Below are 11,873 nucleotides of genomic sequence, written 5' to 3' on the forward strand. Positions count from 1 at the left end.
CACATAACGCCAACGGTCTTTTTGCTGCAAAGGGCCGACACCGAACCGGAGGATCGAAATGAACAATCTGAAGTTTTGCGCAACAGCTGCCGCGCTCGCATTGACCGCGACCGCAGCTTTTGCAGAAACCGAAATCACTTGGTGGCATGCCCATGGCGGGCAGCTGGGTGAAACCGTCAACAAGGTTGCCGAGAAATTCAACGCGTCGCAGGACGAATACACAATCACTCCGATCTACAAGGGCAGCTACGAAGAAACGCTGACCGCCGGGATCGCTGCCTTCCGCGCGGGCGAGCAGCCCAACATCATGCAGGTGTTTGACGCAGGTGCCGCCACCGTGATCGCGGCCAAAGGCGCGACCGTTCCGGTTCAGGACCTGCTGGCAGAAAACGGCGTCGAATTCGACATCAATGACTACATTGCCGGTGTGCGTTATTTCTATGCCGACAGCGATGGCAAGATGATCGGTATGCCGTTCAACTCGTCGACCCCGATCCTGTATTACAATGTCGACGCTCTGGAAGCTGCAGGCGTGACCCCGCCGAAGACATGGGAAGAGTTCCAGTCGACCACCGCTCCGGCGCTTAAAGAGGCAGGCTACATCCCGCTCAGCCAGTCACACCTGCCCTGGATCTTTACCGAGAACTTCATGTCGCGTCACAACCTGCCGTTTGCGACCAACAACAACGGCTATGACGGCATGGACACCGAGATCCTGGTCAACAACGACGCGATCAAGGCACACTTCACCGCCGTGACCGAGTGGAAAGACAACGGCATGTTCGAATGGTATGGCACCGGTTGGGGTGACAACGCAAAACCGTTCGAAGAAGGTAAAGTTGCGATGTGGCTGGGTTCGTCGGGTTCCTTCGGCGGGTTGCTGCAGAAAGACCTGGGCTTTGAATTCAGCGCGGTTGAGCTGCCCTATTGGGAAGCCGTCACAGCTGAACCGACCCAAACCTTCATCGGTGGCGCAGCGCTGTTCGCGATGTCGGGTAAATCGGACGAGGAAAACAAGGCAACTGCCGAGTTCTTCCGCTTCCTGACCGCGCCTGAGACCCAGTATTTCTGGCACCAGGAAACCGGTTATGTCCCGATCACCGAGGCCGCTTATGAAGCCGCCAAGGCAGACGGCCACTATGAGCGCTATCCTGCCGCCGAAGTTGGCGTAAACCAGCTGCAAGCCAAGGCCGGTGACAACACCAAGGGCTACCGCATGGGCTTCTACGTTCAGATCCGCGACATCATGAACCGCGAGTATGGCCGTATCCTGACCGGTGAGACCGACGTGGAAAGCGCGTTCCAGAACATCGAAGCCGAAGCCAACGAATTGCTGGCGCGCTTCGCAAAGACTCAGGGCTAAGGTTCTGGGATCACCCCCAAGATGGTCGCGCCTTTGGGCGCGGCCATCCCCCATTTTGCAACTGGACTAACAATGAAACGCGCGGGCTTCGACACTATCTGGCTTCCTGTGGCGCTGCTGCTGCCGCAGCTCATGATCATCGCCATCTTCTTCTACTGGCCCGCTGGATGGGCGCTGCAATCGTCGTTCTTTCTGCAGGACCCGTTCGGGTTCGGCTCGACCTTTGTGGGGGCGGACAACTACACCTCATTGCTGGGCAATGATCAGTACAAACGCATAGCGTGGTTTACGGTTGTCTTTTCCATTCTGGTCACCTTCTTTTCGCTGGCCATAGCGCTGTTGCTGGCGGTCAAGGCCGACAAGGTGATCCGAGGGGCGAGATCTTACCGCACCCTGCTGATGTGGGTCTACGCGATCGCACCCCCGGTTGCAGGCTTTCTGGGCATTCTGTTCTTTGATCAAAGCACCGGCCCCATGACCAAGTTCTTCGGATTGTTCGGCTGGGAGTTCAAGCTGGGCGTTGACTACAACGCCACCGCAACCGCAATGATCATCGTCGCGGTGTGGAAACAGATCCCGGTCAATTTCATCTTCTTCCTTTCGGGCCTGCAATCCATCCCTCGTTCAGTCCGTGAGGCGGCCATGATCGACAACCGCTCATCCACGGGGCGGTTCTGGGACGTGACATTCCCTCTGCTGGCCCCAACCGCGTTTTTCTTGCTGATCATCAACATCACCTATGCCCTGTTCGACACATTCGGCATCATCGACGCACTGATGAAGGGTGAGCCGGGCAACAACCCGATGACCCTTGTCTACAAGGTGTATCTGGATGGCTTCCGCGGCAACGACCTTGGCGGATCCTCTGCGCAATCCGTTGTGTTGATGGCCCTTGTTCTGATCCTGACCGTCTTCCAGTTCCGGCTGGTGGAACGCCGGATTCACTATACCTGAGGGAGGATATCATGGCCGACACCACACTCGACACACCCGCCGTGACCCGCAAACCCCGCAGAATCCGCTGGGAAACGATCGGAGATCACTTTGTCCTCATCCTTGGGTCTTTGCTGATGATCCTGCCGCCGCTTCTGGCGTTGACCACAGCCAGCCACGACGCGGTCACCATCCACCGCGAGGGCATCCAGCTGGGCCTAGGCGACGACTTGGGCAAGAACTTCAACGCCGCCATGTTTGAAAAAGGCGGGTTCACGCAGACAGTTGATGGCACCTTGATGCTGATGAACTCCTTCATTCTGGGCATCGGCTTTGCCGTGGGCAAGATCATCATCTCGATGATGGCCGCCTATGCCATCGTCTATTTCCGTCTGCGCTTTGCAACGCTGGCCTTCTGGGTGATCTTCACCACCCTGTTGCTGCCGCTCGAGGTCCGCATCCTGCCCTCCTACGAAGCGATCCAGAAACTGGGCCTGACCAACACCTATACCGGTCTAATCGTTCCCCTGATCGCATCTGCCACAGGCACGTTCTTCTTCCGGCAGTTCTTTATGTCCGTCCCCGAAGAACTGGCCGAGGCGGCCCGGATCGACGGCGCAGGGCCGTGGAAGTTCTTTATCGACATCCTCGTCCCGCTCAGCCGCACGATGATTGCCGCGATCTTCATCATCATGTTCGTCTTTGGCTGGAACCAGTACCTGTGGCCAACGCTGATCACGACGGATGAAAGCTTCTTCACGCTGGTCCGTGGCATCAAGCAGATCGTGCTGACCTACACCGACAGTCAGATCCCCGAGCATGGACAAGCGTTGGCGCTGGCCATTGTTGCGATGATCCCGCCGGTGGCGATCGTCATCTTCTTCCAGAATTGGTTCGTCAAGGGCCTCACAGAATCCGACAAATAAGGAATACGCGTATGGCTCAGGTATCATTAGAGGGCATCCGCAAGGTCTATCCCAACGGCTTCAAAGCCGTTCAGACCACCAGCTTCACCATTCAGGACGGCGAGTTCGTCGTTCTGGTCGGCCCTTCGGGCTGCGGCAAATCCACTTTGTTGCGGATGATCGCGGGGCTTGAGGATATCACCGAAGGTACGCTGAAAATCGGCGACCGGGTGGTCAACGATGTGGACCCTGCGGATCGGGACATCGCGATGGTGTTCCAGAACTACGCGCTCTACCCGCATATGACGGTGCGCAAGAACATCGGGTATGGCCTGAAGAACCGCGGCACGCCCGCGTCAGAAATCGCAGCCAAGGTCGAAGACGCCGCCAAGATGCTGAACCTGACTGAATATCTGGACCGCAAACCGGCGCAATTGTCCGGTGGTCAACGCCAGCGCGTCGCCATGGGGCGCGCGGTGGTGCGCGACCCCGCCTTGTTCCTCTTTGATGAACCCCTTTCAAACCTTGATGCAAAGCTGCGCAACCAGATGCGGATCGAGATCAAAGCCCTGCAGCGTCGTCTTGGCACGACGGCAGTTTACGTAACCCATGACCAGGTCGAGGCGATGACGATGGCCGACAGGATCATCGTTTTGAACGCAGGCCGGATTGAACAGATCGGTACCCCCTCCGAGATCTACCACAATCCGGCTTCCACCTTCGTCGCCTCGTTCATGGGTGCCCCACCCATGAATCTGATCGAGGCCGAAGCGTCAGACGGACAGGTCCGCCTCAACGGCTATGACGGGCTGATGCCCGCGCCACAGGCCGTCAGTGGCCCGGTGACCATGGGTGTACGTCCCGAGGATGTCGAACTGGATGAGAACGGATCCGTCTCGTTCCAGGTCGACATCCTCGAAGAACTTGGCGCGCATCGTCTGCTGCACGGCACACTTGCGGACCAGCCATTTACAGTCATGGTCGGCAAGGACCATAGCGTGCACACGGGCGAGACCCGCATCACCCTGAAACACGACGCCCTACGCCTGTTCGACGTGGAAACGGGAAAAGTCCTTTGATCACACAAACTGTCGCGACTTTGCCCGCTGTCACATCTGACCAGCGGGCTGAAATTCTGGCTGCCCCACGCACAACGAAGGCACATCGTTCGCTTATGGCATCTTTGCCGGCGATGAACGCGCTGCAATTGGGGGGCGAGGCCACAGCGGCCCAACTGCCCGCGCAAATCACCGTCGCCGCCTGGAATGTTGAACGCTGCCTGTTTCCCGAAGAAACCGCCGCGCATCTAGACCCAATTGCGCCAGATATCGTTCTGCTCTCCGAGGTCGATTGCGGCATGGCCCGCACCGCGCAACGCCACACCACCGAAGAGGTTGCCCGCGTCCTGGGCATGACATACGCCTTTGGCGTCGAGTTTCACGAGCTTGACCTGGGCGGCCCGACCGAGCGCGCCTTTTGCACCGATGATTTCAACACAACCGGCTGGCACGGCAACGCCGTTCTATCCTCGGTCCCGTTTGAGCGCACAGCTTTGATCCGATTGGACGACCACGGCCATTGGTTCACCCCCGAAAGCGGGGCAGCAGACCCTGAACAACCCCGGGTCGGCGGGCGCATGGCTATTGCCGCCGTTGTGCCAACCGAAAGGGGGCCGATCTGCGTGGTCTCCACGCATCTGGAAAGCAATTCCGCCGCTGAACACCGGCAAGTTCAGTTCGAACTTCTGCTAGAGGAGATTGACGCCTTCGCCCCCGACATTCCCGTTCTGATCGGAGGAGATCTGAACACCGGCAACCACCTTCCCCCCGATTTCGACTGGCGCCGCGAAACCTTGTTCGCACTGGCCGAAGATCAGGGCTATTCGTGGGCGTTTACGGCCGAGGGCGACACGACCCGCCCCAGTCTGATAACGCCACACCCGGACCGAAAGATGAAACTGGATTGGCTGGCCGGACGGGGTTTCACGCCCGTAGACAAAGGCGTATTGAGTTCAATCTCGGCCACTGGCACACCGCTTTCCGACCACGACTGCGTGTGGACAAAGGCCGATATCTTCGCACTTTCAGACGCATGATCCAAATCCAGTCGTGGTCTGCGGCGCGATTACAAGTTCTCAGAGCATTAGGGGCACTGGCCCCCCAACCCTCTGGGCGGGCCGTAGGTTTCAGCTGTCGGCCTCAGATGGTTCCCCACATCTCTCTAAAGTTCAAGCTGCCCCACTGCGCAGATGTCATACGATTTGAAAATCCGGATTGACGTGGCGCGACGCTTGAGGGAAGCCAAGGGGGCCATGACACTGCCCACCCAACACCTCTCTTCCCTTGAAACGCGCTCCGATGGGTTCCTGACGGACGTGGGGGCCATGGACATCGGGTCTGCGACAGCGACTGCTGTGATCGCGAGGTTTGATCAATCTCGTTTTGAAGATGACCTTTTCACGACGTTGTGCGTCGACCGCCCGGATCGTTTGGACAGGGCCGTTGAAAAGAGAAAGGCCGAGTACCTTGCAGCCCGTGCCGTAGCCATGGCCGCTTTGGCGTCAACGGGGCATGCGTCGACGCAGATCGCCACAGGTCCCAACCGTGAGCCGATCTGGCCCGCAGGCGTCGCAGGTTCGATCACGCATTCAAAGGGGCGCTGTGCGGCGATTATCACCGATCAGCCCGGCACCTTGGTTGGCGTCGATATAGAGGACATCGCCGAAGGATCCTCACTGGATGCGATTTTCAAGGTCGCTTTGCAGCCCGAGGAAACCCGGCTGATCCGGGAAAGCGACGCGCAGGCGTTGAAGGCAACGCTTGTATTCTCGGCCAAAGAAACTCTCTACAAGGCCCTGTTCCCTGCGGTTCAACAGTTCTTTGGTTTTGACCATGCCGAACTCTACGGCGCGCCCAGTGAAACCGTCCTGAGGCTGCGGTTGACCAAATCGTTGAATAATACGGTCACGGCAGGGGCGGTCTTCGACGTTGGCTACCGACAACTGGACCGCAGCGTTATTACCTGGCTTATCACACCCACGCCTGCAGACTGAGCCTCGGCAGTCCGGCCAAGGCCTTGTCCTTCTAGTTCTTTGTCGCCGGATTGCACCTGCGACACACCCTCCGTTATTGGCCATGGCTCAAGCATATGCTGATCTCGACTGCGCAAAACCGACGGTCCTTACATTAAGCCGTAAACTCCAGCTTCAACCCCGGACGAGGCCATCTGGCCTTGTAGATTTTGCCCGTGCTGGAGGCGGTGATCCATATGTCCTGCATGTCCTCTCCGCCAAAACACATATTGGTCGTGAAGAGGTCGGGAATGGCGACATGTTCGGTCGACCCGTCAGGGCTGAACACTGTGATCCCGCCGTTGAAAATTGTCGCCACGCAGACCCGTCCGTCGGCCTCGACCTTGAGACTGTCGAGCCATTGATACCCCGGCAAGGTTTGCACCACCTGCCCCGGCATCCCCGGAATCGGACCGGGCTCGACTTGGCCCTTGCCGGTGATCTTCATTGCCCAAAGCCGCCCAAACACCGTGTCCGAGACATAGACGGTGCCGCCATCCGGCGACAGCCCGACCCCGTTGGGCATCGGAATCGTGGCAGCTTTGATCAGGGTCTTGCCGTCGATCGTGGCATAGTACAGCCCGCCATAACGCGTAGACTCTGCGTCCTCGATCCCGGTATCGGTGAACCAGAACCCGCCCTCCTTGTCGAAAACCAGATCGTCAGGCGCGATCAGCCGTTTCCCCTCATAGGAATCGAACAGCATCGTGACCTCTCCGGTCTCAAGATCGACCCGATGCACGGACCCACCCTTATAATGCGGGCGAATGGGGGCGGGAACAGTGATATCGTCGGGTCCGTAGGGCACGAAACTGTAGACACCGCCATTGTTGCAGACATAGGCAGCGCCATCCGGTCCAATTGCCACGCCATTCGGGCCGCCGGGGATTTCGGCCACCACACTGACGGTGCCATCGACGGTCAGGCGCACGAGGGTCTGCTCTTTGATATCCACGAACAGGACCGAGCCATCATTCATCGCAACCGGACCTTCTGGAAAGCCCAGCCCGCTGCACATCTCATGTAGTTCCAACGCCATAGCCTCAACTCCCTGATTGCGCCGTGGCCCCGGTGGGGTCGGCCATTGCGGGCCAAGCCCGTCCTTTTCGCGGCGAACTGTGCTTGCAAATACAGGTTTTCGCAAGGCTTTTTCCAATTTGCTATGCGGGACAAGCCTCAACGGGTCGCAAAACGGCTGGCTTTTCCCAGCCCAGTTATCCTAAAACCCCTTACAACTAAAAAGCGATGAGGCGCATCGAATGGTATTCAAACTTGTGTCCTGCGATGGCGGGGGGATCAGGGGCTACCTGACCTGCCTGATCTTGCAAAGCCTGCAGGAGGAGACCGGCGTTCTGGACAAGGCCGACGGGTTCGCGGGGACCTCGACCGGTGGGCTGATCGCCGTGGCGCTTGCGGATGGCCGGACGCAAGGCAAAGATATGGGTCAGCTCATCGGCGAGCTTGCCGCGCATTACCGCGAAGATGCCGACAAGATTTTTCGTGAAAACGAACACAGCTTTCTGGACAAGGCACTGGATGAGGTGCTGCGGCGGTTCAAACTCGGCGGCGGCCCGGGCATCACCGCCTCGCAATACAATGCCACCGGGCTGGAGGAGATCGGGCGCAGTCTCGTGGGAGACCGCAAAGTCAATTCTCTTTCGCCGGATCTGGTTCTGGCGGTCAACACCGTATGCCTTCATCGCAGCGACAAGGTAGGGTGGTCGCCGTTTACTATCACCAACCAGACGCTGGGCTACGAAAAATGGCTGGATATGAGCGATGTCGGCCTGCTGGACGTCGCCATGGCAAGCTCGGCCGCGCCATCCTATTTCCCGCCGCATCAGATCATTTCGGACGGGGTGGACTATGGCTATTTCGCTGATGGCGGGGCCTTTGCCAACAACCCGGTGATGAACGGCATCAACGTGGCCATCGCGGCAGGCCGAGCCGAGGGTTTGGCACATATCGAGGCTCTGTCGATCGGCACCGGGCAACAGCCCACAGATATCTCGGAGGAGATGATCAAGAACCCCGACGACTGGGGCCTGTTGAAATGGTTCGGCATCACGTCGGGCGCGCCTCGGGGGGCTTTGATCGAACTGCTGCTGACCACATCGGCTGAGAACCAGCATTGGATGGCCCATCTTGTGCTGAAAGAGCGGATGGTGCGCCTGAACCCTTCGCTACCCAAGGTCGTGGGGCTGGCGACACACCGACCTGAATCCTACGATCTGATGGAGAAGGCATTCTACACCTGTCGGCAAAGTGAATACTGGACCCATGCCAAAGAGATGCTGAACAAATGGTAGCCGCCCTCAGTTTTGTGTGATCAAACAGTGGCTTCGCCGGGTTTTATGTATTCTTCCTGTTGCCTTTGCCCGACCAGTGTTTATGGTTAACGCCACATTTTTGGGGTAACTTCAGTTAACAGGTGGTCAAGTCATGAGCGATCCCGGCCTTGCCGAGAAGCTGGTAGAAGTTCTGCATCGTCCTGATGGTGATCTGGCCCTGCGCCCCGTTCACACAATCGGGATCAGTGCGACCGGCTATTTCAAGCCCACGCCCATCGCCCGGAATTTCTGCGCCGCGGATCACTTCACCAATGAAAAGACGGATGTGATTGTTCGGTTTTCGAACGGATCGGGCTGCGCTGTGGTGCATGACGGCTGGTCCGATGTCCGGGGGCTGGCGGTTCGGTTTCACCTGTCTGATGGCTCCGATACCGACCTGATCGCGATGAATCTGCCCGAGTTTTTCACCCAGACCCCCGAGACGTTTCTGGATTTCGCCGAAGCCGCCAAGCCCAAGCTCTACAATGGTCAGACCCCTTGGCAGAAAATCTGGAGCTACCTTCAGCTGATGCTGCCTGAACGCGACCCCTATCCGGGCGAGACGATCAGCCCGGACGAAGGTGCCATCGGGTTTGCCGACCGAAACGCCTATTCTCAGCTTGGTGTGTTACAAGCCGCCCAGATCGGAGCGCCGACCAGCTACGCGCGGGCGGCCTATCACGCCTGCCATACATTCATCGTGACCGGAGCCGAAGGCGTGCGCCGCTGGGTGCGGTTTTCGTGGCAACCCATCGCAGGCGTGCTTAACACCGACCCGGATGAAACACCGGTGGATGACTATCTTCAGGCTGAACTTAGGGAGCGTCTTGCTAAAGAACCTGCGCGGTTCTCTCTGATGATGACAATCGGTGAGGTCGGAGACGATTTCAACAACTCCTCGCGCCCCTGGCCGCCCCATCGCAAACGGATCATGATGGGCGTTCTGACGCTAAACGCTGTGCCTGAGGACCAGATAGAACAGTCTGAGAAGCTCAGCTTCAATCCTGGTTTGCTGACCCCCGGGATTGAGGCCTCGGATGATCCGGTGCTGAAAATGCGCATCGACTCGTACAAAATCTCAAGCGCTTGGCGCGGCGGGTCCCCTTGCCCGTTCTCGAAGGGGTAAGGTCATGACTCGTCAGAACAGTTGGTTCAATCGCTACGTCAACACCCTGCCGGATCGGGGATGGTTCAAGTTCCTGTCACGCTACATCGTTGTGCCCTATTGGCACTGGCGCGACCCCAAGCCTAAACTGCCCGGTGGCCCGCGCCCCTCACCGCAACCCAGCGAGAACGTGCAGCGCATGATGAATCTGATCATGCCGCTGAAAGACCCCTCGCCCGCCGGACGTGCCCATGCTGCACTAGCCATCGCGCAAAATGTCGAAGAGATATTTGCAGGGCTCGACAATGTCGGAACGGTGCATTTCGCCCGGTTTCTACTGATCGACGACAAGATATGCATGATTTCGGTCTATGATGGCGATTTCAGCAACTACATTCGGGATTTCATCACCACCATCGGCAGTGTGTTCAACGACGTCATCTCGCTGGTGGACGGGGCGGAACACCTAATCCCGACCGAGCACAACGTCGAAGAGTTCATCGACTGGGTCCATGAGCACGACCTGTTTCAGGCCCCCGATTTCCCGACCGACCTGTTCGGCCTTCAGGATGAGGCCAAAGGGCTGCCTCCGAACCAGCCGCCGCATCGGCTGGAAACCCTCCCGCGTGCGTTTGTTCTGCAACTCTACGCGAACCCTAACCTGTCGCTGGGGGGCGGTTATCGCGCCTATCCGGGCGTTTCCGCCGCGCAAGTGCGCCAAAAATTTGGACAAGGCTGGTGACTGCAAAACTCGATCTCGCCGACATTCAGGGCAACATCCTGCGCGGTTATCGCCGCGATCTGGTGCGCCATCTGTTTCTTGAAGTCACCGACCGCACCGCGGCCCGTCAGTTTCTGGCGACCGCCGTCGATGGCGGCAGTGAAACCGTCCCCGAAATCACCCGAGGTGTGTTGTGGGAGGTCAAGCCGCCCTTCTGTTTCAACATCGGCCTGACCTATGCCGGGCTGCGCGCCCTTGGCACCGCGTCCGAGGATCTGAAAACCTTCCCCAGCGAATTCGTGCAGGGCATGACGAAACGCGCGATGAAACTGGGCGATTTCGGCACCAGCGCACCGGATCACTGGCCGGCTCCGTTTGATCAACCTGACCGGGTTCACATCATGGCGTCGGTCTATTCCGACGTTCAGGATCACCTAGACCTGGTAGAGAAACAGGTTGGCGCGGCCTTCACCATTCTGGGTAAACGCGACGGCCGCAATCTGGCCGATAGCAAGGTGTTTTTCGGCTATGTCGATGGCATTTCCCAGCCCCGGTTCGAGCAGGTCTATGACCCCGAGCAAGCCGGTGTCGATGAACCGATTGACCCGCTGGGCACCGCCCTGCTGGGTTATCCCACACGCCAAGAGGGCGTGGTGTTCCGCGTCCCCTCGCCCAATGCGCTTGGTTTCAACGGGTCGTTCAATGCGTTCCGAGTTCTGGCGCAGGATGCGGCCGGTTTCGAGGCTTATCTGGACAAAGCCGCCGATGATCTGATGGGTCACCCGGATCGCGATAAATTGGTCGATCCGAACAATCTGGAACGCATCGGCGAAGGCCTGGACATCCACGGCGCTCTGCGAGAGGTTGTCGCGGCCCAGATGTGCGGGCGCTGGCGAAACGGCGTTCCATACGAGCTGTCACCGGACGCGCAATGGCCTGAGCATGAGGTCTCGCTGACCAATTTCAACTACAACGCGCATTCCCGCTGTCCTGCCGGGTCGCATCTGCGACGCGGCAACCCGCGTGGCGGTCGGATCGTGCAACGCATCGCCAACTACACGCGACGTTTGGTGCGGCGCGGCATGTCCTACGGCCCGGATTTCGACCCCCAAAACCCCGACACGGCTGAGCGCGGCCTGCTGGGCAGCTTCATCGGCGCCAATATCGGCGCACAGTTCGAAGCGGTGATGTGCGACTGGATCAACCTCGGCCTGCACGACCCGACGATCACGGGTGCCAATGATCCTCTGCTGGGGGCGAACACGCCGGAAACCAGCTGGTTCGACCTCAGCCTGCCCGATGAGGGCACGATCCGACTGCACGGCTTTCCCCGACTGATCCATACTCGCGGTGGCGCGTACACGTTCCTGCCGAGCCTGACGGCGATCAAGTACCTGTCCGGATTGACGAACTAGGCTAGGGCGAGCCGGAACCAGACAAAGCCGA

11 protein-coding genes are annotated in these 11,873 nt (G+C 58.8%); 10 read left to right on the forward strand and 1 reads right to left on the reverse strand.

Features of this window, described 5'->3' with window-relative positions; all coding sequences use genetic code 11:
- Nucleotides 1-58: 58 nt before the first annotated feature.
- From ACR0IP_RS09050 to ACR0IP_RS09075, 6 genes are all read left to right on the forward strand, one after another.
- A complete protein-coding gene (locus tag ACR0IP_RS09050) occupies nucleotides 59-1,363 on the forward strand; it encodes an extracellular solute-binding protein (protein WP_170690184.1) in 1,305 nt (434 codons plus the stop codon).
- 72 nt (nucleotides 1,364-1,435) lie between these two features.
- Nucleotides 1,436-2,317 (forward strand): ABC transporter permease subunit, encoded by an 882-nt coding sequence (locus ACR0IP_RS09055; RefSeq protein WP_170481538.1) that lies wholly within the window; start codon nucleotides 1,436-1,438, stop codon nucleotides 2,315-2,317.
- Between the two features lie 11 nt (nucleotides 2,318-2,328).
- Nucleotides 2,329-3,222, forward strand: a complete 894-nt coding sequence (locus ACR0IP_RS09060; protein WP_170376923.1) for an ABC transporter permease subunit — start codon at nucleotides 2,329-2,331, stop codon at nucleotides 3,220-3,222.
- 11 nt (nucleotides 3,223-3,233) lie between these two features.
- Nucleotides 3,234-4,280, forward strand: coding sequence for an ABC transporter ATP-binding protein (locus tag ACR0IP_RS09065; protein WP_170376921.1), 1,047 nt, complete (start codon nucleotides 3,234-3,236; stop codon nucleotides 4,278-4,280).
- Complete coding sequence (locus ACR0IP_RS09070) at nucleotides 4,280-5,296, forward strand: endonuclease/exonuclease/phosphatase family protein (RefSeq protein WP_480525156.1); 1,017 nt, start codon at nucleotides 4,280-4,282, stop codon at nucleotides 5,294-5,296. The genes ACR0IP_RS09065 and ACR0IP_RS09070 overlap by 1 nt, the downstream gene beginning before the upstream one ends.
- A gap of 216 nt (nucleotides 5,297-5,512) precedes the next feature.
- A complete protein-coding gene (locus tag ACR0IP_RS09075; protein ID WP_480525111.1) occupies nucleotides 5,513-6,253 on the forward strand; it encodes a 4'-phosphopantetheinyl transferase family protein in 741 nt (246 codons plus the stop codon).
- Between the two features lie 133 nt (nucleotides 6,254-6,386).
- On the opposite strand, the gene ACR0IP_RS09080 is transcribed toward ACR0IP_RS09075, so the two are convergent.
- Nucleotides 6,387-7,310, reverse strand: a complete 924-nt coding sequence (locus tag ACR0IP_RS09080; RefSeq protein WP_480525113.1) for an SMP-30/gluconolactonase/LRE family protein — start codon at nucleotides 7,308-7,310, stop codon at nucleotides 6,387-6,389.
- Between the two features lie 220 nt (nucleotides 7,311-7,530).
- Between ACR0IP_RS09080 and ACR0IP_RS09085 the strand changes: the two genes are divergently transcribed.
- The 4 genes from ACR0IP_RS09085 to ACR0IP_RS09100 all read left to right on the forward strand — a co-directional run bounded on the left by ACR0IP_RS09085 (nucleotide 7,531) and on the right by ACR0IP_RS09100 (nucleotide 11,842).
- Nucleotides 7,531-8,580, forward strand: a complete 1,050-nt coding sequence (locus ACR0IP_RS09085) for a patatin-like phospholipase family protein (protein WP_170679736.1) — start codon at nucleotides 7,531-7,533, stop codon at nucleotides 8,578-8,580.
- Nucleotides 8,581-8,713: 133 nt separating this feature from the next.
- Nucleotides 8,714-9,727, forward strand: a complete 1,014-nt coding sequence (locus ACR0IP_RS09090) for a catalase (RefSeq protein ID WP_480525115.1) — start codon at nucleotides 8,714-8,716, stop codon at nucleotides 9,725-9,727.
- 4 nt (nucleotides 9,728-9,731) lie between these two features.
- Nucleotides 9,732-10,448, forward strand: a complete 717-nt coding sequence (locus ACR0IP_RS09095) for a hypothetical protein (protein WP_170376913.1) — start codon at nucleotides 9,732-9,734, stop codon at nucleotides 10,446-10,448.
- Nucleotides 10,445-11,842: a Dyp-type peroxidase gene (locus tag ACR0IP_RS09100; RefSeq protein WP_170376911.1), complete on the forward strand. Its 1,398-nt coding sequence runs from the start codon at nucleotides 10,445-10,447 to the stop codon at nucleotides 11,840-11,842. Before ACR0IP_RS09095 ends, ACR0IP_RS09100 begins: the two co-directional genes overlap by 4 nt.
- Nucleotides 11,843-11,873: the final 31 nt, after the last annotated feature.

The organism is Ruegeria sp. AL11, from assembly GCF_056540865.1.